The 19840-nt window shown below is 62.6% G+C and carries 17 protein-coding genes, 2 tRNA genes and 1 pseudogene; 9 read left to right on the forward strand and 11 right to left on the reverse strand.

Annotated features, from left to right (window positions below):
- Positions 1 to 18: 18 nt before the first annotated feature.
- Positions 19 to 1734 (reverse strand): ICP22 family protein, encoded by a 1716-nt coding sequence (locus AMK58_RS30195; RefSeq protein WP_059398524.1) that lies wholly within the window; start codon positions 1732 to 1734, stop codon positions 19 to 21.
- A 170-nt stretch (positions 1735 to 1904) separates the two neighbouring features.
- Between AMK58_RS30195 and AMK58_RS01655 the strand changes: the two genes are divergently transcribed.
- Both AMK58_RS01655 and AMK58_RS01660 read left to right on the forward strand, forming a co-directional pair.
- Positions 1905 to 1981 (forward strand) — tRNA-Arg (locus AMK58_RS01655).
- A gap of 60 nt (positions 1982 to 2041) precedes the next feature.
- Positions 2042 to 2770, forward strand: coding sequence for an SDR family NAD(P)-dependent oxidoreductase (locus AMK58_RS01660; RefSeq protein ID WP_035669524.1), 729 nt, complete (start codon positions 2042 to 2044; stop codon positions 2768 to 2770).
- A gap of 153 nt (positions 2771 to 2923) precedes the next feature.
- On the opposite strand, the pseudogene AMK58_RS31195 reads toward AMK58_RS01660, so the two are convergent.
- Positions 2924 to 3307, reverse strand: a pseudogene (locus tag AMK58_RS31195) (2-amino-4-hydroxy-6-hydroxymethyldihydropteridine diphosphokinase); the annotation flags it as partial.
- Between the two features lie 313 nt (positions 3308 to 3620).
- Between AMK58_RS31195 and AMK58_RS01665 the strand changes: the two are divergent.
- The 4 genes from AMK58_RS01665 to AMK58_RS01680 are packed head-to-tail and all read left to right on the forward strand — an operon-like array spanning position 3621 to position 7206.
- Positions 3621 to 4022 carry a putative pterin-binding protein gene (locus AMK58_RS01665; RefSeq protein WP_236778157.1) on the forward strand — a complete coding sequence of 134 codons (402 nt, stop codon included), beginning with the start codon at positions 3621 to 3623 and terminating at the stop codon, positions 4020 to 4022.
- A gap of 11 nt (positions 4023 to 4033) precedes the next feature.
- Positions 4034 to 5578, forward strand: a complete 1545-nt coding sequence (locus AMK58_RS01670) for a sensor histidine kinase (RefSeq protein ID WP_051139992.1) — start codon at positions 4034 to 4036, stop codon at positions 5576 to 5578.
- 55 nt (positions 5579 to 5633) lie between these two features.
- Entirely contained in the window at positions 5634 to 6323 is a 690-nt protein-coding gene (gene folE / locus AMK58_RS01675) for a GTP cyclohydrolase I (protein ID WP_059398525.1), read from the forward strand.
- Positions 6304 to 7206, forward strand: coding sequence for a DMT family transporter (locus AMK58_RS01680; protein WP_137165158.1), 903 nt, complete (start codon positions 6304 to 6306; stop codon positions 7204 to 7206). The genes folE (AMK58_RS01675) and AMK58_RS01680 overlap by 20 nt, the downstream gene beginning before the upstream one ends.
- Before the next feature lie 19 nt (positions 7207 to 7225).
- Here AMK58_RS01680 and ybaK read toward each other — a convergent pair whose 3' ends face one another.
- The gene (gene ybaK, locus AMK58_RS01685; protein ID WP_035669518.1) at positions 7226 to 7708 is read right to left on the reverse strand and encodes a Cys-tRNA(Pro) deacylase; all 483 of its coding nucleotides are present in this window, start codon (positions 7706 to 7708) and stop codon (positions 7226 to 7228) included.
- A 236-nt stretch (positions 7709 to 7944) separates the two neighbouring features.
- On the opposite strand from ybaK, the gene AMK58_RS01690 reads away from it, so the two are divergent.
- Positions 7945 to 8532, forward strand: a complete 588-nt coding sequence (locus AMK58_RS01690; protein WP_035669515.1) for a helix-turn-helix domain-containing protein — start codon at positions 7945 to 7947, stop codon at positions 8530 to 8532.
- 12 nt (positions 8533 to 8544) lie between these two features.
- On the opposite strand, the gene folE (AMK58_RS01695) is transcribed toward AMK58_RS01690, so the two are convergent.
- Both folE (AMK58_RS01695) and apaG read right to left on the reverse strand, forming a co-directional pair.
- Positions 8545 to 9210, reverse strand: coding sequence for a GTP cyclohydrolase I FolE (gene folE, locus AMK58_RS01695; RefSeq protein WP_035669512.1), 666 nt, complete (start codon positions 9208 to 9210; stop codon positions 8545 to 8547).
- 300 nt (positions 9211 to 9510) lie between these two features.
- On the reverse strand, positions 9511 to 9903 hold the full coding sequence (gene apaG, locus AMK58_RS01700) for a Co2+/Mg2+ efflux protein ApaG (RefSeq protein ID WP_014238636.1): 393 nt from the start codon (positions 9901 to 9903) through the stop codon (positions 9511 to 9513).
- Positions 9904 to 10320: 417 nt separating this feature from the next.
- Between apaG and AMK58_RS01705 the strand changes: the two genes are divergently transcribed.
- Together AMK58_RS01705 and AMK58_RS01710 are read left to right on the forward strand one after the other, a co-directional pair.
- A complete protein-coding gene (locus AMK58_RS01705) occupies positions 10321 to 10980 on the forward strand; it encodes a GNAT family N-acetyltransferase (RefSeq protein WP_035669510.1) in 660 nt (219 codons plus the stop codon).
- 35 nt (positions 10981 to 11015) lie between these two features.
- Positions 11016 to 11089 (forward strand) — tRNA-Gly (locus AMK58_RS01710).
- 6 nt (positions 11090 to 11095) lie between these two features.
- On the opposite strand, the gene AMK58_RS31900 is transcribed toward AMK58_RS01710, so the two are convergent.
- From AMK58_RS31900 to AMK58_RS01725, 6 genes are all read right to left on the reverse strand, one after another.
- Entirely contained in the window at positions 11096 to 11794 is a 699-nt protein-coding gene (locus AMK58_RS31900) for an IS66 family transposase zinc-finger binding domain-containing protein (protein ID WP_079285286.1), read from the reverse strand.
- A gap of 60 nt (positions 11795 to 11854) precedes the next feature.
- Positions 11855 to 12925, reverse strand: a complete 1071-nt coding sequence (locus tag AMK58_RS30200) for a hypothetical protein (protein ID WP_137165159.1) — start codon at positions 12923 to 12925, stop codon at positions 11855 to 11857.
- Complete coding sequence (locus AMK58_RS30205; RefSeq protein WP_137165160.1) at positions 12925 to 15987, reverse strand: nSTAND1 domain-containing NTPase; 3063 nt, start codon at positions 15985 to 15987, stop codon at positions 12925 to 12927. Before AMK58_RS30205 ends, AMK58_RS30200 begins: the two co-directional genes overlap by 1 nt.
- A gap of 15 nt (positions 15988 to 16002) precedes the next feature.
- The gene (locus AMK58_RS30210) at positions 16003 to 17106 is read right to left on the reverse strand and encodes a hypothetical protein (RefSeq protein ID WP_137165161.1); all 1104 of its coding nucleotides are present in this window, start codon (positions 17104 to 17106) and stop codon (positions 16003 to 16005) included.
- Between the two features lie 552 nt (positions 17107 to 17658).
- Positions 17659 to 18432, reverse strand: coding sequence for a D-alanyl-D-alanine carboxypeptidase family protein (locus AMK58_RS01720; protein ID WP_059398527.1), 774 nt, complete (start codon positions 18430 to 18432; stop codon positions 17659 to 17661).
- Positions 18433 to 18499: 67 nt separating this feature from the next.
- Positions 18500 to 19348: a C1 family peptidase gene (locus AMK58_RS01725; RefSeq protein WP_079285285.1), complete on the reverse strand. Its 849-nt coding sequence runs from the start codon at positions 19346 to 19348 to the stop codon at positions 18500 to 18502.
- Positions 19349 to 19840: the final 492 nt, after the last annotated feature.

Below are 19840 nucleotides of genomic sequence, written 5' to 3' on the forward strand. Positions count from 1 at the left end.
GGGACGGCAAGCGGGGCCTCAGCGCCCCTGCTTGCCGTCCAACTCCAGCATGTTGCGCAGCGCGGCCAGGGTCTTGCCGAGCGTGCCCGAATCGTCCTTGGCGGTTTTCTTTCCCGCCTCGTTGCCTTTCGCCTGCCTGACGGCGTCGGGCTTGGGCTTTTCCGACGCGCTCACAGGGACCGGCTCAACGAGGTCCAGAGGCTCGTCGGCATCGTCCGGTTCCGCTTCCGGCTCCGCCGCGCGGCGCGGCAGCGGCTTGAAGCCGGGCAAGGCGTCCGCGTCGGAGCGGGTGGGCGCTTCGCTTTTCCAGGCAGGGTGGGGCGGGTCGTCCAGATCGCTTTCCGCCTCGACGAGCGCGCGCAGGGCGCGCAACGCCTCTTCCATGTCCTGTTCCTGGGCGGACTTGCGCAGCACGGGGAGGCTCTCCTCGTCCGGCCCGTCGTCCCCATCCACATCCTCGCGGTTCCAGAAGGCGTCATCGGCGTCGGCTTTCCGATCCTCCGCGCCGTCCTCTTCCGGACCGTCATCAACATCAATATCGCCAGTGTCGGCATCGCCACTGTCGGCCGGCTTGCGCGAGCGGCCGAACAGCGGAGTCACGACGCCGCCGTCGCGGTCCTGCTCGTCTTCGTCCTCGTCGCGGTCGGCGGCCGCCTTCTGAACCATGCTGCGCAGGGCGGCGATGGTGCGGTCCAGTGGTTCGCTTCCGGAGGGCGCGAGGTCGCGCTCCCGGGGGCGCTCCCGGGGGCGCTCCCACGGGGGCGGGGCCTTGTCCGGGTCGCGGATGGCGAAGCCCAGGATGTCGTCGTTGGACGGCTCCGCCTCATCGGGGTCGTCGTCGGGGGCGTCTTCGCCCGGCTGATCGATGGCGTCCGTGATCGAAAAGGCTGTCGGCAGGGCAGGCGGCGGAGACGCAGCCTCTTCCGCGCGGGTGCCGTCGCCACGGCCGTCCAAGATGCTGCGCAGCGCCGCGATGGTGCGGTCGAAGGAGCGGGAGGCGTCGTCGTCCGGATCGTCGGCAACCGTCGGGCGGCTCGACCGGATGGGCGGTGTCGGCGGCGGGGCGATGGCCTCGACCCGGTCCGCTTCGTCGTCCCCGCCGTCATGCTGATCGGCGTCCCGGTCCAGAAGAGTCCAGCGGCGCGGGCTCCAATCCTCGTCGTCGTCGAAGTCCGTCCCGTCGTCGTTCCGCTCCGCGTCGTCCGCCGCGGCATCGTCGTGGCCGGCAAGGTCGGCGAGCGACACCGGCTCCCACAGCGGGCGCCGGCCCGACTCGGGAGCGGCGCCACCGTCCGCCGCCAGCCGCTCCAGTTCCAGATCCAAGTCCGGATCCAGCGCGGCGGGTTCGACCCGAACGGTCGAGGGTGCGGGGGCGGGCGCCCGCATGGCTGGCGCGGCATCCTCCGCCTCCGGCTCGTCCATCGCATCGCCGCGGGTCCGCACCGCGTCGAGCAGCCCTTGCAGGGCGGCCAGCGGCCCGGCGAAGGACGGGGCGTCCTCCTGCATGGTCGCTGCCGTCACGGGCGTCGAGAAGGGCGGGGGCGCCGGACGGCTTTCGGTGTCGCGGGAATTGCAGCGCGAACAGCGGTAATGGGGGGCGATGGACAAAACCGGATAATTGGGGCCGAAGCGCCGGTTCATGTCCGCGCGCGGCAGCACGCCCTCGTGGCCGCAGGCGCGGCAGCGGACGTGCACATCGACCTCGATGTCGCGCAGGTAAAGCATGCGTGCCATGGGCGCAGTATACGCAGCGGCGTGCCCATGCCCAGCGGATTCGCCGGCCGCGCCATGCACCGTGCGGTTGGCATCGGTGACCTTTTCGGCATGCCGGCTTGCAGGGCCTCCGAACGGGCCGGAGACGGACGGTTGGCAAGTCGCGGCGGAGCCGCTATGTTCTGCGCCGTGGCCCCGTAGCTCATCTGGATAGAGCGACGGTTTCCTAAACCGTAGGCAGCTGGTTCGAGTCCAGCCGGGGTCACCACCTCCTTCCGCGGCCGGGTCCGCAGTCTGCTGACCCCGCAATCCGATGGAGGGCCTTCCCATGACCGCATCCCTGTTGCAGGACGCCGTTCTCGTCACCGGTGCCGGCCGCCGCGTTGGTCTGCATCTGGCCGAGCGGATGATGGCGCTGGGGCACCCCGTCGTCGCCCATTACCGCACGCACACCGAAGGTGTGGAGCGGCTGCGCGCCGCCGGGGCGGTCTGCCTGCAAGGCGATCTGGCCGATCCGGACGGCGGGCCGCGGCTGGCTGCGGCGGTGGGGGCCGTGGCGGGAAGCCTGCGGGCGGTGATCCACAACGCCTCGGCTTTCGAGGTGACGGCGTCGGACACCGCGGACGCGCTGCGGCAGCTCGACGTCTTCCACGCCGTTCATGTGCGCGCGCCCTTCGTGCTGAACCGCGAACTGGCGCCGCTGCTGGGCGCCTGTTCGGCGCGGCGGGCCGACATCGTCCACATCACCGACATCTACGCCGACAACCCCAACCCCGCTTTCGACGCCTATTGCGCCAGCAAGGCCGGGCTTCAGAACCTCGCGCTGTCCTTCGCCAAGCGTCTGGCCCCCAAGGTGAAGGTCAACGTCGTCCAACCGGGTCCGATCCTGTTCAAGGAATGGCACGGTCCCGACGCGCGTGCGCGCGTGCTGTCAGAGACGCTGCTCGGCGAAGAGGGCGGGGTGGAGGCCATCGGCATGGCGGTGGAGGCCGTCCTCCAGAACCACTATCAGACCGGCGCCGTCGTCGCGGTGGACGGTGGCCGGCGCCTCGCCTAACCGTGGGGAGCCGCCCCGGCAACCCGGCGTGGCGGTGATGCACAGCTCGCCCCGCGGCGGTGGGACGGGGCGCCCGGTCAGAAGCGCGGTGATCTCCGCGAAGGGGGCGGCCAGATAGGCATCGGGACGCAGGGCCGCCAAGCCGTCCAGCGGGATGGCGCGGCCCACCCGACCGATCAGGTCGATGTCGGCGGGGCGGTCGCGCGTCTTGCAGCAGGGGTGCGCGCGGTCGCGGCCCAGCGCCAGCTCGATCTCCACGCACAGCCCCTTGCAGCAGGCCGGCTCCAGCGTGCTCGGCACATAGGCGCAGTAGTTGACGAAGGGATGGGCGCTCGTCATGCCGACCGGGGCCGTGCGGTAGAAGCGGCTGAGCAGGACCGAGCCGAACAGGTTGGCCAGACGGGCGGCGATCCGCGCCGCGTTCAGATCGGGCTCCACATTCGTTCCGATTCCCAGGATGTAGCCGGCCGGTGGCAGGGGTGCGGAGGAAACCGGAATCAATGCGTCCATAAGCGTTCCGTCGGTCGGGATGTGCATGGGAAAGATGTGAAAAGTCGGAGAGAAACGATGATGCCAAATCGTTGCAGGCTGATCATTTCACGAGCCAAATATGAACGGATTTCGATACGCCTTTCCGTATGTGAAAATTGAGGGGCTGATTTTTACAGAATTTTCGTTGGATCGTTCGCAGAAAGCAATCATGATAAAGGTTGCATGGCCGAATAGCGGACGGTTAGCCGATATGGTGGATAGAGTTGTTTGCCGTCTTATCGCCCTGGCGTTGTTTGTACTTGCCGGTGCGGCCAGTGCCGGGACGCTGCCGGAGCCGACGGAAAAGCCGATTTTGATCGTGTCGGGCCAGATCGGGGTGAGCAACCGCGACGGTGCTGCGGTCTTCGACCGTCCCATGCTGGAGGCGCTGGGCATGGTGTCCTTCACCACCGCCACCCCCTGGTACAAGGAACCGGTGACCTTCGAGGGGGTGCCGCTGGCCCGCCTGATGGAGCGTGTGGAGGCGCGCGGCGAGACGCTGACCGCGACGGCGCTGAACGACTACACCGGCGAAATCCCCATGGACGATGTCCGCAACCGCAAGGTGATCCTGGCGCTGAAGCGCGACGGGGCCTACATGCCGGTCAGCGACAAGGGACCGCTGTTCATCGTTTATGATTTCGACCATGATCCGGAAGCCAACCGGCAGAAATATTTCGGACGCTCGGTCTGGCAGGTTGCCCGTCTGACCGTGAAGTGAAGGCACTCCCCGTGACTCCGCCGACCGAGACCGCGCCGAAAGAGAGATCGCGGCTGTCCCGCCTGCTGGGCTGGGCGTCGGAGGACCGCACGCGCCGCATTGGGCTCTGGCTGGCCATCCTGACCGGCGGATTCGGTTTGGCCGCCGCCTATCTCTCGCTGCTGGTGGTGAATTACGGTGAGGCGCTGCGGGGGGCCGCGCCCTACAACTTCGCCTGGGCCGCCAGCCAGACGGTGGGCGAGGTGACGCGGCTGGAGCAGCGCATCCTGGCCAGCGCACTTCCGGGGGCCAAGGTCGACGCGGAAGAAGTGCAGCTCCGCCTGGACATCGTGCGCAACCGCATCGCCGTGCTGGGGCGGGGGCAGGCTTCCCTCTTCATGGACCGCTACCCGCAGCATCGCCGCACGGTGGTGCGGCTGGAGGAGGCGCTGAACACCGTCGGCACGATCCTGGCCGGGCCGCTGCCGCCAGCGGACAAGGCTCTGGCCGCCCTGGCGGTTCTGGAGCCCGTCGACCGCGAACTCAACGCCTTCGCGTCCGTCGCTTCCCAGTTCGGCGGGGAGCTGGTGGACGAGGGGCACGATCACCTGCTCTATCTGCATGGGCTGTTCTCCATGCTGTCGGCCGGTCTGGCGGTCTGCGGCATTCTGTTCATCTCGGTGCTGCTGATCCAGAACCGGGCCATCCGGAAGGCGCACGACCGGATGGAGGCGATGGCCGGTGCCCTGCAAACGGCCATCGCCCAGGCGGAGGAGGCCAGCCAGGCCAAGACCCGCTTTCTGGCGACCATGAGCCACGAGCTGCGCACCCCGCTGAACGCGATCATCGGTTTTTCGGAACTGATCCGCGACGATGGCGACATCGGCGGCGGTGGCCGCCGTCCCGCCCCCCCGCCCGGCAGCACGAAGGAAACCACCCGCCGGGAGAACGCCCAGCGGGAGCACGCACAGTATGCGGGCTACATCCTGACCAGTGCCCGGCACATGCTGGGTCTGGTCATCGACATCCTGACGGTTGCCCAGATGGAATCGGGCCACGCCAACCTGACCTTCGATTCGGTGGATCCGCGCAAGGTGGTGGGCACCGCCATCGCCACGGTGCTGGGGACCCAGGCCGGGCGGGGCCGGACGATCCGGACGGCGGCGGGGGCGGTCTGGCCGGTGCTTCAGGCCGACGAGCGGGCGGTGCGGCAGATGATGCTGAACCTGCTGTCCAACGCCGTGAAGTTCAGCACCGCCCCGTCGGCGATCGACGTGCAGGCGTGGCTGGACCCGCAGGGCGGCTTCGTCATTGCCGTGCAGGACCAGGGCATCGGCATGACGCCGGAGCAGATTGAAAAGGCCGCGCAGCCGTTCTATCAGGCGGAGGACGGCGCGACGCGCCGTTTCCAGGGGTCGGGGCTGGGGCTCAGCATCGTGAAGAGCCTGATGGAGGCGCATGGCGGCCGGCTGCGGCTGGAAGGCGCGGCGGGTTGCGGCCTTCGGGCCTCTCTCCATTTCCCGGCGGAACGGGTCGGCGGGTTGGCGCCGCGTCCGGACCCGGCAAGCCAGGCATGAGTACACCCGGCGTGGGCCTCGCCGGGGATAAGCAACGAAGAAGGGATCGGGTTTTATGACGGTGCAGGCAAATGTTCTCGCCCTCGTGCAGGAGGCGATGGAGGCGCGCCGGTCGAACGAGGCGCTCGACACGCCGCTGGACGCCGCGGGCGAGGCGGCCATGATCGACGCCGCGGCGCGGAAGGTCGAAGAATTGCTCGACGTGCTGCGGATCGATCACCGCAACGACCACAACACCCGCGACACGCCGCGCCGTGTCGCCAAGATGCTGGTGCGCGAGCTTCTCAAGGGCCGTTTCACCGCACCGCCGGCGCTGACCGAATTCAGGAACGCCGAGGAATTCGACCATCTGATCGTCACCGGCCCGATCGCCGTGCGCTCCACCTGCGCGCACCATTTGATGCCGATCTACGGCACGGCCTTCATCGGCATCCTGCCGGCCAAAGGCGGCAACATCCTGGGCCTGTCCAAGTACGACCGGATCGTCGACCATTTCGCCGCGCGCTTTCAGATCCAGGAGGAACTGGTCAAGCAGATCGGCAACTTCATCGTCGAGGCCACCCGGCCCCGCGGGCTGGCCGTGCGGATCAGCGCCGTGCACATGTGCAAAACCCACCGCGGCGTGCGTGCCGGCCATGACAGCCGCATGGTCAACAGCTCCTTCCACGGCGAGTTGCTGGAGTCGCGCGATCTGCGCGAGGAGTTCCTGAGGGAGTGCGCGACGCTTGAGCGTTCCGCCCGCTGAGCGGACTCTGCCCTTTCGGAGGAGCGCGGAAAGGCGGCCCGGCATCGCGGGGGCGGCGCTGCTGATGGCGGCGTCGCTCGCCCTGGTGCTGACCGCCGGTGCGCTGGCCCGCGAACTGGGCGCCCGCTACGGCGCGGCGGAGGTGTTGTTCCTGCGTTTCCTGCTGTCGTTGCTGGTGGTCGCCCCGGCGGCCGTCGCGATGGCCGGACGGCGCGCCCTGTCCGTCACCCGCCCCGGCGGCCACGCGGTGCGGGCGCTGAGCGGCGTCGGGGCGGCGCTGATCTTCTACGCGGCGACCCAGCATCTGCCCTTCGCCGATCTGGTCGCCCTGTCCTATGCCGCGCCCCTGTTCGTGGTGCTGTTGTCCGGCCCGGCCATCGGGGAGCGGGCGGGGGCGGCTTCCGCCGTCTGCGTCGCGCTGGGGATGGCCGGCGTCTTCCTGATCGCCCCGCCGACGCGGCTGGAGCCGTGGAGCCTTGCCATGCTCGCCATGGCCTTCCTCAACGCGGTCTGCATCCTGGCGACCCGGCGGACGGCCCAGGCCGACGGGCCGGCGGCCACCGGGCTGGTCTTCGTGCTGGCGGGGTGCCTGCTGACCGCCCCGGCGGCCCTGCTGACCGGTTTCCGGATGCCCGAGCCGGCGGACCTGCCGGTCTTCCTGCTGCTGGGCCTCGCCGCGGGGGCGGCCATCCTGCTGAACGCCGCCGCCTTCCGCCGGGCGCCCGCGGCGGTGCTGGCGCCCATCGATTATCTGGGGATCGCGGCCTCGGCGGCCATCGGCTTCGTGTGGTGGGGCGAGAGTCCGTCGCCCGCGGTGCTGTTGGGCGGGGGGCTGATCGCCGCCGCCGGGCTGGGCACCTTGTGGGCCGGTGCGCGGCGCTGACGGCTTCCGCCCGTTTCGCCTACTGCACGACGATCCGCCGCACCACGGCCTTGGTTGCGCGGGCGAGATCCGCCGGGGCCAGGGCGATCTGCAGGCCGCGCCGTCCGCCGTTGACGACCATCTCCGGCAAGGTCTCGGCGCTGGCGTCGATGAAGGTGGGCAGAATCTTGCGCTGGCCCAGCGGGCTGATGCCGCCGACCATGTAGCCTGTGGTGCGCTCCGCTAACGTGGGATCGGCGAGATCGGCTTTCTTCGCCCCGGCGGCGGCGGCCAGCGCCTTCAGGTCCAGCTTCGCCGCGACGGGGATGACGATGCAGGCCAGCGCCTTCGGCTCCAGCTGGACGATCAGCGTCTTGTAGACCACCGCCGGGTCCAGCCCCATGGCCGCCGCGGCGTGCAGGCCGATGGCGTCCGCCGAGGGGTCGTACTCATACTCCATCAGGCGGTGGGCCATTCCCGCCGCCTTCGCCGCGTTCACCGCCGGTGTGACCTTCGCCGCCATCTCGACCTTGCTCCCCCGGGCGCGGATTCGCCCTTTCACGCCGGGAGCTTAGCAGACCGCCCCGGCGAGGGGGAGAGGGGGACCGAGGGGAAGGCGCAACGCCGCGGTGCACCCCTTTCGACGACGCAATTTTGCCCAAATTGCGTCGGTGTTCATGCCAACGCGCCTTGGACAGACGGGCCGCCTGCCGCGATTCTGACCGCCGGCCCGCTTCCCGGTCGGAGAGTTGGAGAATCATGGTCCCACGCACGCTGCTTGTCGTCGATGACGATCCCACCCTGGAAGGCCGGGTCCAGGACGCCCTGCCGGTGTGCCGGATCGTCGCCGCGGGCGGCGTGGCGGACGCGCTGGAGGCGGTGCGGGCGCACCGGCCCCCGGTGGTGGCCCTGTCGGTCGATCTGGCCCAACTGGCGGAATCGCCAAACGGAGGCGGCGACGGCCTGGACGCCCTGTCGCTGATCCTGGGCGAGGCGCCGTCGATCAAGGTCATCGCGCTCGCCCCGCACGACCAGCGGGTGCTGGCGGTGCGCGCGGTGGCCCGCGGCGCCCACGAGGTGTGCGGCAAACCGATCGACGCGCAGGAGCTGGCGGGGGTGGTGCAGCGCGCCTTCCAGCGCGCCGACCTGGAACTGGAAGGGCGCCGGCTGGCCATCGGGGACGCCCCGCCGACTTTGCGCGTCCTGCGCGACGAGACGGAGCGGCGTGCCCTGCTCGACACGCTGGCCCGCTCCGGCGGCAACCTGTCGGCGACGGCGCGCCTGCTGGGGGTCAGCCGCCCGACGCTTTACAGCCTGTTGCGCCAACACGGCATCCGCGCGGATTAGCGCGACGACGCCTCATTCGGCACGCGAGCCGGGGTTGCCGATCATCGACAGGAACTCCCGCCGGGTGGATGGGTCGCTGCGGAAGGCGCCCAGCATCCGGCTGGTCACCATGGTGACACAGGTCTTGTGCACGCCGCGGGTGGTCATGCATTGGTGTTGCGCCTCGATCACCACGGCGACGCCTTCGGGCTGGAGCACCTGATCGATGGCGTTGGCGATTTGCGCCGTCATCTTTTCCTGGATTTGCAGGCGCTTGGCATAGGCCTCGACAAGACGCGCCAGCTTGGAGATGCCGACGACCCGTTGACGGGGCAGGTAGGCGACGTGCGCCTTGCCGATGATCGGCACCATGTGGTGCTCGCAGTAGGATTCCAACCGGATGTCGCGCAGGACGACCATCTCGTCGTAGCCGTCGGTCTCCTCGAAGGTGCGTGCGAGGATCTCTTCCGGGTCGATGGCGTAACCGGCGAAGAACTCCTCGTAGGAACGGACCACCCGGTCCGGCGTGCCGACCAGGCCCTCGCGCGCCGGATCGTCGCCCGCCCAGCGGATCAGCGTGCGGACGGCATCCTCGGCCTCGGCACGGGTGGGGCGCGCGGTCTCGCCATGGCTGGTGCCGGTGGGGTGGCCGGGGCCGCGGAGGACGTTGTCGGCGTGCGGGGTCTTGGAAGCCGTCACGGGGCGAAGCCTTTCGATTTCCTGGTCAGACAGGTCGCGGTCAAACAGGTTCTGGTCATATGCGGCCCGTCGCCGCGGCACACAATGCCGGAGCCAGCCTGTCAGGTATGAATACGACCCGCAGCTTGCCCGGATCACCAGGATCTTCGCGAAGGCGGGCAGGCGGCAGGGCGGAATATGGCGCAAGTGGGTTCGAAGGCCCCACAGTCAAGGCGCCGGGCTCGGTCTTTCAGCCCGCGCTGCGGCGATTGGTTGGGCGGGGCGGGCAGACTTTCACTGGCAACCGCTGGACGACCGGCGTCAGTTCAGCTGGCGGGGCTGGTGCGGGCTGTCCAGCGAAAAGGCGGGAACCGCCACGTCGAAGGCCTCACCGCCGCCCGTTTCGAACCGGTAGGAGCCGACCATGATGCCGGATGGCGTGGGAAGCGGGGTTCCGCTGGTGTATTCGAAGCTGCCGCCGGGCTCCAGCACCGGCTGTTCGCCCACCACGCCCGGCCCGCGGACCTCCTGCACGCGCCCCAGCGCGTCGGTGATGTGCCAATAGCGTGTGCGCAGCCGGACGGTTTCCTGGCCTTCGTTCTCGATCCGGACGTGATAGGCCCAGACATAGCGGCTTTCGGCGGGCATGGACTGCTCGTCGAGAAAGACCGGCTGGACGGTGACGCGGATCGCGCGGGTGACTTTCGTGTACATGGCGGCACTCCCGATCCTGAGAATAGGGGCGGGGGAAAGCCCCTGTCCAGTGGTGGAGCGGGGGACACCCCCTCCGGATGCCCGGAAGCGGCGGGACGGGTGCCCCGGCGATGCATGCAGGACACACCGGGAAGCCATGCGCGAGGGTCCGGTTCCGGCCCTTTCACGATCGCTTGAACCCCCTGTCCACCGGTGGTATATGCGAGGTCCCTGCAACGGCCGAAGAGCCTTGCCCATGTCTCGTCCGCACAGCATCAGCATCCGACGACGAAGCCACGCCGCGCAGCGCGCGGGTGCGGCCGTCCTTGGGTCGCGTGCGGACGCTTCGGGTCTCCGCCGGCACTGATCCGGCGCTCCCCCGGCGCGGCGGCGCGATCCGCCTCCGACCACAGTCTTTCTGCCGGGAAGCCCCTTGACATGATGATCTCCCTGGAAGAGCCGCGGCACGACGCGGCGATCGAAGCCCTGCTCGACCGGTCCTTTGGTCCGGATCGTTTCAAGAAGACCGCCTACAAGCTGCGGGAGGGCGTGGCCCCGATCCCGGAGCTCGGCTTCGTCGCCATCGAGCATGACGAACTGGGCAACGAGATCCTGGAGGGCACGATCCGCTACTGGCCGGTGACCATCGGCGGCACGGTGCCGGCACTTTTGCTCGGCCCGATCGCCGTGTCGGACCGGCTGCAGGGCGGCGGGCTCGGCAGCAAGCTGATCCGGATGAGCCTGAACAAGGCGGCGGCGCTGGGTCACCGGGCGGTGATCCTGGTCGGCGACGCGCCCTATTACGCGCGGTTCGGCTTCACGCGGGAGCTGACGCTGGACATGGCCCTGCCGGGACCGGTGGATCTCGACCGCTTCCTCGGCCTGGAACTGGTCCCCGGCGCCTTGGCCGGCGCCGCCGGCATGGTGACCGTCCCGACGGTGGACGAGGGCTACGGCGTGCCCGCGAACGAGGACGTTCGGCAGGAGGCCGGCGGCACCGCCTTGTTTCCGCGACTGATCTCGCCGCTGGTGTCGGTTTTCGCCGCGTCCCCGCGGGAACTTGCCGAATCCCGCCTGTGGCATGCTCGAACCGCTTGAAAGCGGCGAAAGCGTCGCCTATAAACATGCGGCGCGCGGGTGTAGCTCAATGGTAGAGCAGAAGCTTCCCAAGCTTACGACGAGGGTTCGATTCCCTTCACCCGCTCCAAGCTTTTCAAGGGCTTAGCGCCCAACAATTCCCCTCAAATGCACCGTACGGAAGCGGTACGGAAAAACGTTCGTGAATACCGCGGCACGTCGGCGGACAGTCATGCATCTGCTGCAGTCCGGGATCGGCATCACCGTAACCGCGCTGTGGCTGGGCCCTGAGAGCCGACGGCCAAGCGCATGTACATCGAGTCCGATCGGTTGATGGAGGAACGCGCTCTGGATCGACTGCCATTGCCGAACATCGACGGGCCAAGGTGACGACCGCCCGACCAACTGACGCCGTTTCTCCAGAGCCTCCGGCTATGCGCAGTCCAGCAGACCGATAAATGCTGGCGGAGTCGGAAAACTCCGCAGTGCCGCCGACGACCTGCCCATAATCACCGGCCACGCATTTCGGCACAAGGATGTGGGCGACCAGCGCCTTGGTGGCCAAGCCGCCGGTGAGGGAATGATCGGGAGTCGGCGCCTGCACCATGGCGCTCGCACATTGGGGGCAGCCGTAACGTGGGCGCCGGCTCACCCTCACGGGGAACTGCGTCGGGATCATGTTGAGCATTTCAGACACGTCGGCGCCAGTCTCATGCAAGGTCCTGCTGCAGCAATGACAGTTCTTCTTGGCAATACCGAGCAGGACCGCGGTGCACGGCAAGTGGGCGGGCAGTGCGTGGTGATTGCGTCGTGGCGAGGGCAGGACGGCCGCCATGCCGGTGTCCGGCTTGCCTGATCCTGAGCCCGCCACCGAAGTGTTCAGTCGCAGCGATGATCAAAGGCTAAGCTCATTAAGAGCTCGGTTCACCTCGATGAACTTCGAAACCGGCTTTGCCGTTTCCTTCTTGGAAGACATTGTTAACACATCAGTGGCTTCTTTATGTTTGATCATCAACTCTGTTTTGAATTGTTCAAACAAAGATTGGACTTGATGCCTGCAGAGATCAGGGCTGAGCACCATCTGTTGGAAAAGCGTTAGAAGAAGCGCTTTTGCTCGTTGATAGTTCTCCTGGTCACCCATCATGGCTGCTTCAAGTGCTTGATCTCTTAGTTTATGAAAAGGTAAGGAACTCACGTCATTGCGAGATTCCATCCCAGAAAAACTGTAAAGCACGTAATCAGAGCTCATGAACTTTTCGAAGCCTCCATCATCGGATTGAAGGTGCAGCCTTCCATCAACCACACGCAATTTTGATACATCCGACCCTGCGGAATTGATCAAGGAGTAATAGTTTGCGACAAAGCCGCGAACACTCGAGGTATCGATTTCGAACCTGTGACCAACGATCGGAGTTGTATCTCCAAGGTCCAAAATGGACTCGAGGCCGTCGACAACGATGTTGCCCAGCTTCGCCGCCATCTCGACACTGGCGCCAACCGCGAGAAGTCCTGAAACATTTTCCATGAATTTCATAAGATTTCGAGCATAGTCATTTCTTTTGACCTTATACAGAATAATGCTCACAGAAATGCGTCCACCACGAAACGGATGGGGGCCTGTAATGTGCGTATCGTGCAGTACTGCACCGTGGGGCACCATATCCCTAGGCTGACCGAACAACTGCGTTCCGACAACAGCTGGCACGGCAATCATTTTGTCGCCGTACAGGAAATTGATTAGGACAACGACCATCGGATCGTAAGTCGCCCACCATTCACGACCGGAAGCGAGAAAAAGTTCATCAATCTTAAATTGAAAATAGTCGCGGTTCTGGCGTATTTCATATCCGGCTGATGTAGCAGGCTCACAATGCTTAGGAGGAATGACCAAGGTTTCTGGCACGGGCATCTTGCCAGTGCCTATGGTATCAAATAGTGTTTTGATGCGATCGGCAAGCGTTGGCATTATTGTCTCCCTTGGCGTTTGTATGACAAACATGGATCCGTCGGATCATCACCCACCCAAATCGCCCTTTCGAGCTTTGAAAATGTTGGATCACCAGCGATACGGGCAACCTCGCAGGACTCATGGAAAATATCGTCATAAACTCCACTGTCTACAATTCTATTTATTGCAACTTCACGGTCTTTAGACAGGTTCCATACTCTGTAATGAGATTCGGACGCCCAACCCCGATTTATTAGAACGATGTAATTTCCGTCGTCGCTGTAGGAAATTCTTGTTCCTCCGTCCAACCCACTTAGAAGCTCTCGAGTGTCGACAATGCGTTCATCATCGACATGAACATGCACAACGCGACTCGGGCTAAGCCAAGCGAAATTCCAGGCCTCGGTTCGGTCGCTCGCTTTGACTGCGGCTCCGACCAGGCTTGTGGAGAAGCCTCGAGGTCGCCAAAATTCCTGCAAGTTCTCGGGCAGCTCGATGTTCGAAGCTGGTGAAATTACCCCGTCCTCGTAGCGCAACATGTTCAGCAATCCTCTTTCACGGCGCACCAGTATCCCGCGGCCATCCTCTGCAATAGCAAGAAGCCGCGGAGGGTCGACTTCTGTGGCTCCATCCCTCCTAGGGCCATCCGAGTCGAAAACCAGTGGACCATCCAGTCTCCCAGATTGAAGATCAATAATCTCCAACTGACGCTGCGCCGCGCTCCCTCTGCTTGGCCGCGCAATAACAGCAGCCAAACTGGAGCGCGCCGCAAGTGCAGGCCACGACGATCCGGCTGTTACCGGAATAATTATGGGCGTAGAATTTTCCATTGGTTTGATAGAATCATCGGATGTGATTTGGGGGCGAACGACGTAAATTCGATATTCGTCGTCGGCTCCATTGCTACGGAGCCAATAAGTGAATCTGATGCTGCCAGCCGCGATCTCAACAAACGGTCTGGACGGTTCGACTCCCCAGCTAGGCATAATTTGGCCAAGCAAGACGGACCTGTATTTCCCTTCGCTCCAGAATGCGAAGCGTCCATTTGCCACAGCGACCGGTTTATCGAACCCATGGACAAACCCGACCGCTGGAGAATGCCAACGCATGTTTGCGGAGAGCATATCGCTTGGAATCTGTCCCGCAATTACACTGTCGCGTTCTCCCATTATTTGAACTTTCACTGCACCACTTTTATCGAGTAGGGCCAGCTGGCGACCATCCTTGCTCAGGCCGATCGCTTCGAATGCACCACCAGACACTGGCGAACTCAGCAGAATAGACCTAAGTCTTTCCGTCGTCTGCCCAGACGGTACCAGCACCTTCCAAAGCCCATCCGCTCTCGACAGCGAGGTGAGCAACAACAGTATGCGACGCCTAAAGTCTGGAGTCTGGTCAGCTTGGGAGATGCTGACCGCTTTTCTCACAAATTCGTTCCTTTTTGCTGTTGCTTGCCAAAAAACGATCAACAACAGGAGCGCAAGAACTGTTCCAACCCATGCCGTCGTCCACTTTAAAGCTCTAAATTGTCTTTTTGCACGCTCCATTTCCTCGTTGTTTCGACGCTCAACCCTTTTCAGCTCTTCCGCTGACTTCTCTTCAATCTTTTTGCGCTCAAGCGCTGCTTGCTCTTCGAGGAGAGTGCGTTCGCGCTCGACTTTCGCCTCAGCTTCACTCCAATGGTACAGCGCTATTGCAATTGCGTCGTGGCCGAGGCTGTAATCACGTCGCGTTTCAACGCACGAGCGATGATCGCCGTCCTGCTCACTGTCTTCATCGAAAGTGACAATCTGCCTAAGCAGCCGCCACTGATCATCAGACAGGGCTTCGAGAATTTTCTGATGGTCACCTGTAATTCCCTCTTGTCTGCTGATGCTGATAAGCTCCTTTTCATCCTCAATTATGCTCGTGATTGCCCCCCCTTCGTGGCGCGCGACGAGCATAGACAGTACGCGCCGCCACTTCGTAATTTGCTGCGAGTCGATGACGCCGCTTGCAGTATTGGAAAGGACTTCCTTTAGCGCCTCATCGATATAGTTATCAAGGCTGCCGCCGACTCCTCCAAGGTTGCGGTATTTTGCCATTGTTACGAGGCAGTCCCCTCCCTCTAGTTTTGCCCTCTTGTACAAATCTTTGGATACTATTTGCAAAACGGGAAGGATGCTTGATTCGCCGTAGGTCACCAGTAAGTCTTCTGCTATCTTGTCGGCTACACCCGGCGCGTAAGAAAATTCATAAACATTTTTCGGGGAACCATAAGCTCCGATTTGTACATCACTGGTCGGCCTTAGTATGACAGATACAATAGACTTTTTATCGTGCAGACCAAGCAGCATGAACTGCTCAAATCCGACACGTGGAGAAGACGTGATGCGAAGAGTTGGATTAACTCTGAAAGAGTCGCAGAACTGTCCATAATACTCCGTTCTGAGTGCCAATATTACTTTCACATCAAAACTTCTCAGGCAGCACTCCTCCAGGAAATACACGAATGCGCTTCTGCGGCTTTGTGGATCTGCTAGGTTTTGTAACGTGAATATTTCTTCGCATTGGTCTATGACCAACACCAATGTTTGGGGCAACATTGAGCTCACAGCCGAAATGGCTTGGAGAACGCTATCAGCTAATTCTTTCTTGCTCTGTATGAAGCCAGGCCAGAGCGCATCTGCCATTCTGCGCCTGCAATCATCTCCAACACCCGCTAATATCGGGTCACCATAGTACGCGCGCCTTAGTGCTTGTTGAAGGCGGGAAATAGGATCGTTTGTGCAACGGACAAAAATCGGATCGATGTGATTTCCACTTTCTCGGAGGAAGTAGAACCGGGACGCCTGCTCTTCGAGCTTAGGAACCAATCCGGCACGAAGAAATGACGATTTTCCCGTGCCAGTTCTTCCGTGCAAAAGCAGAAGCCGAGTGCTGTACTCGCCGAGTATCACTGCGCAGTCCTCTACCTCGTCCTCTCTCTCGGTAAATAACGGTGCATCCATCCCGGTATAGTAGTTCAGGCCCTTATAAGGTTCTGAAGGCCAAATGAAAAAGCTTTTTCCGGGCTGTCGTAGCTTGAGGCTATGGCTCATTGACTAAGCCTCCTGTCACGATTGCTTTGAGGACTCAACACGATATTTCGCATGCGCAAAGCACGAATATAGAAGAGATTGCGGGAAGAGATCGGTTTTGAGGCTATCGTATGCCTCTTGAACGGACATGCCTTCCTCACAAACACGTTTCATGAAATTTATTCCGTATCGGGTTGCAAAAATGTTCGAAACCTCAGCTTCCGTGCCGATAAACCCATAGAACCCGGGTGTCGACGTAATCGGCAAAAAGCTGTTATCCATCTTTCCGGCGGCAGTATGGCAGCCATTGAAAAAGCAGATGGTTGCCGATCTTTGCCGTTCGCGTTTTCTAAAAACCTGCATCAGACCTGCCGCATCTAAGCGGTACTTGGTGTCGTGAGGGTCAGCGTCCTCGTCGAGAACGATGCTTGTTCCATCCGAGTGACCAAATATATAAAGCAAGCTGTTATTGCTTGATATCTGCCGCCACCTTTGGCGACCGGAATCCCAGTCAGTGACATTGCCGACGTCGATCTCGAGAAGTCGGTCCAAGCACTCCTGTTCTTCTTCGTTCAAATGCTTTCGTGCTTGTTGGTAATGGGTTTTGTTTAAGATATAAAGGACCTTAAAACTCGACCGCTCTAGCGGTTTGTCTGGCAGGAAATCGGTTTTGTTGAACCTTACGGTTATGCTGAATAGATTTGACCAAAAGTCACTAAAATCTTCGAAATTCCCACTTGGCGCAAATTCTTCCCACTTACCGATGTCACGGCATATGAAATTCCATGGAATATGCGCGGTTGCATCTGAGTATACCGTTAGGCGTTGACGTTCTCTTATGTCGGAAACAATCAACTCCGCTTGTGCGGCAGCTTCCTCGCCGGCTCCGACAGAGGTAAAAAGAGCCGTGGACAACTTTTGACCTGCATCAACCAATCTTTTGAAATATGGCGTGTAATCGGGGCTTGGGTGGTGCCCGTAATGATAGGAGAGCTCACAAAGTATGTGCCGGATGTTTGCGCTTTGTGACTCCACCAGCTCTCTTCCAACCGTGTACGGGGCAAGCGCCCAGTCTTGGCTGCTCCACGCAAGCTTCAACATGTTGGCTTCATGCCCGGTTACGTTAAGAATAAGGCTCATCTTTTGCCCCATCTGTGACAGGCTTTTGTGTAGTTAAACCTGTTGACCGGTGCGGAATTGCCACGACCAACGGGGTTATGTCTCCCACGGCTCCTTACCTTTACCAATATCGCGAGGGATGGGCCTGTGTAGCATTTTTCGTGCTGTTTCAATGTGATGATGGAAGGATTCTTCGAGCTAACTACTCCTTATTTGAAAGCAAGCCTCGCTTCTTGCGCGGAGAACGCCATGGAATACTACAAGTTATTTCGAAATTCTGGTGCTTGGTGGCCAGCGTTTTTTCTGGAGAAACTGCTCGAGATGAAATGCCATAGTCTATACCTTTGTCCGTGTTCTCGGCATGGAAATTTTGCTTGGATCGTTATCTCCAAATTGTGTGCAAAACTGCAGGTATATACGGGGCTTTTGTGCTCAGAAGGCCGCAATTTATGGAAGATTTGAGGTGCTTTCCTGTGGCGGTTAGCGCGAGGATAAACCGCTTTCTTTGCTTTGCACAGCCAGCCGGCGACGAAGGTGGGGTCGGCTTCTGTGGCCCGTAGCAGGGACAAACCGTCACGCAACTTGGCGCACGTTGCGCCGGTCGATGACCATCAACTCCGGAGGCTCAAATTCAATGGGAAATTTCGTCTGCAGTTGGTGCTCGACCGCCGTGACCATGTCTGGAACGGGGCCAATGGGAATGCCGGCCGCCTGCAGCGCCGCGTGGGTCTTCGCCCCGATGTTGCCGTCGATGCTTCCGAGGCCGTAGCCAAGCCGAACCAAGCCACTTTGCAGGAAAGCCTCGTCCTGGCGGTCGCCGAAGGCGTCGACCCGTATGCCGACGGCCAGGATGGCGCTCGCCGCCATAGCGGTGTAGGGCTTCATGTTGCCTCCCTGTCCAGCCCGGTAGTAGTCGTAGACAAGAGCGTGGCTGCCGCGGACATCGAAATGCCACGCTTCGCTCGCCTTGGCGAGGGGCTTCGGAATGATCGGGAAGACGCCAAGTTCGTTCGCCAAGTCCCAGAAATCGGAAAGCTTGATCCTAAGCGCTGCTAAGTCGAGGTCGAACCCCCGGCCGGCCTCGTGCATGCTCCCACCCGGCGGAGGGCTGAACGCGCTTTTCTTGCCCGTGACGTAATCGTTGTGGGATTGCAACTGCATATCGTAGCTGCGGAACAGGTCGGAGAGGATGAGATCGCCGCCTGCGGCCTGCAATGCGGCGCGGAGAGACAGCAGCGCTCGGCGCGTGTCCGGCGTGGCGACCGCCATCCGGCTTGGCAGCGGCACCGGTAGGCCGTCCTTCGTGTAAATCGAGGGCATGACCACGCGAACGAGCGGTGTTCTCATCGTCTATCCTCCCACGCCGCGCGGCGTCCGATCTGCGTGATTTGGCCGCGTCGAGTGACGCCGTGGATCATGCAACGGTGACGCCGTACGCCTCGGTGAAAGCCGCCGCTGCGTAGGCGTTGGACGCATAGGCAAAGCCACCGTCGCCCCACTCGCGGCCCCAACTGTTGCGAACGATGAAGCGGTCCTGGTCGTACCCGACAAGGGCGACGGCGTGGCCGCCGTGGGCGGTCATCGGCTGGTAGGTTTGCAGAACCCCGCCCGTGCTGGTGGCGTCATCCCAAGTCTGGTCGACGTCCAAGCGCGTCAAGATCGGCCCGTTGAAGGCCAGCCAGCGCCGCCAGGCGCCGGCCGTGCGGTCGAGGTTGATGTAGTTGTTGATCTTCAGCGTCGATGCGGTCGCGTAGAACGTTTTCTCATCGCCTGGGTAAAGCGCGCCGGACCCGAAGGGCAACAGGGCGTCCGGCACCGCGCCGTACTTCCGCGCGACGTCGAGAGCGGCCTTCAGGCTGGTGCCTTCCGCCTCGATGAAGGTTGTCGGCGCGGTGACAAACTCGTCGAATTCCTTCGCGGCCATCCAGATGAACCGAGGAGACAGGATGGCGTCGCGCGCGACGCGGCCGGCTTTGACGAGGTGCCAGCGGAGCAGGGAGTCGGCCACCGCCCAGCCGACGCACGATCCGGTCGATCCTTGGTCGCCAACCGTCCACCAAGCCTCGCGCAGGTCCTTTGCCGGCGGAATCGCTTGCGCGCGCAGGAGCCCGGCGCCTTCGGCATGCGCGACCTGCCAATCGCGCTCGGTGTCGCGCGACGGGATGCAGTTGAGGATGCGAACGGGCGGCGCCGTTTCTTTCGGGGTGTGCGGCTTGACGCTTTTGCCCTTGGAAGGGCGCTCGTTGACAGCGGCTTTGCTCATGGTTCCTCCCCACTTTTAGCGTGCTCGCCATCCTAAGGGCGCGTTCCGGAGAGCCGTTGAGGGCGCCCTGTTGGCTTGTGCTGCGACTTAGAGCGGCTCAAGCCGGCCCTTCAGTGGTTGTGATTGCCGAAACCGGCTCGCGGAAAAGGCTTGTCAGCGTGGCCAAAGGCGCTCGACCAAAGGAGCTGGCGTGTCGGCGTGAACATGTGCATGCGCGGCTTGCACAGTCTTCTCCAACTCGTCAGTGGCCGAGCGGTTAACCTCCAACTGAAAAAGGATACATTCTGCCCTCTCACACAGGAGCGGGCTCCAGGCGTCCATGCCGCTTAAGTGTTTCTTTAAGGTTGAACGAGTGGCTTTGAAATATCAACGCCCATGTGGGACGATATCTGTTGGTGGTATGGTGGCGTGTGTACAATATACGGGGGCGTTTTGCTGCATACTCCGATATGTATTTATTTTATAAACAAACTTAGCGGGTTTTGTTGAACG

The organism is Azospirillum brasilense (assembly GCF_001315015.1).
Taxonomy (GTDB): domain Bacteria; phylum Pseudomonadota; class Alphaproteobacteria; order Azospirillales; family Azospirillaceae; genus Azospirillum; species Azospirillum brasilense.

What these genes read in the sequence shown, in the direction of transcription:
- apaG (WP_014238636.1), bottom strand. Translation starts at nt 9,903, where the DNA reads ATGTACACGAAAGTCACCCGCGCGATCCGCGTCACCGTCCAGCCGGTC.
- AMK58_RS01660 (WP_035669524.1), top strand. Translation starts at nt 2,042, where the DNA reads ATGACCGCATCCCTGTTGCAGGACGCCGTTCTCGTCACCGGTGCCGGC.
- AMK58_RS30210 (WP_137165161.1), bottom strand. Translation starts at nt 17,106, where the DNA reads ATGAGCCTTATTCTTAACGTAACCGGGCATGAAGCCAACATGTTGAAG.
- ybaK (WP_035669518.1), bottom strand. Translation starts at nt 7,708, where the DNA reads ATGGCGGCGAAGGTCACACCGGCGGTGAACGCGGCGAAGGCGGCGGGA.
- AMK58_RS30205 (WP_137165160.1), bottom strand. Translation starts at nt 15,987, where the DNA reads ATGAGCCATAGCCTCAAGCTACGACAGCCCGGAAAAAGCTTTTTCATT.
- AMK58_RS01725 (WP_079285285.1), bottom strand. Translation starts at nt 19,348, where the DNA reads ATGAGCAAAGCCGCTGTCAACGAGCGCCCTTCCAAGGGCAAAAGCGTC.
- AMK58_RS30195 (WP_059398524.1), bottom strand. Translation starts at nt 1,734, where the DNA reads ATGGCACGCATGCTTTACCTGCGCGACATCGAGGTCGATGTGCACGTC.
- AMK58_RS31900 (WP_079285286.1), bottom strand. Translation starts at nt 11,794, where the DNA reads ATGGCGGCCGTCCTGCCCTCGCCACGACGCAATCACCACGCACTGCCC.
- AMK58_RS01690 (WP_035669515.1), top strand. Translation starts at nt 7,945, where the DNA reads ATGGTCCCACGCACGCTGCTTGTCGTCGATGACGATCCCACCCTGGAA.
- AMK58_RS30200 (WP_137165159.1), bottom strand. Translation starts at nt 12,925, where the DNA reads ATGCCAACGCTTGCCGATCGCATCAAAACACTATTTGATACCATAGGC.
- folE (WP_059398525.1), top strand. Translation starts at nt 5,634, where the DNA reads ATGACGGTGCAGGCAAATGTTCTCGCCCTCGTGCAGGAGGCGATGGAG.
- AMK58_RS01705 (WP_035669510.1), top strand. Translation starts at nt 10,321, where the DNA reads ATGATGATCTCCCTGGAAGAGCCGCGGCACGACGCGGCGATCGAAGCC.
- AMK58_RS01720 (WP_059398527.1), bottom strand. Translation starts at nt 18,432, where the DNA reads ATGAGAACACCGCTCGTTCGCGTGGTCATGCCCTCGATTTACACGAAG.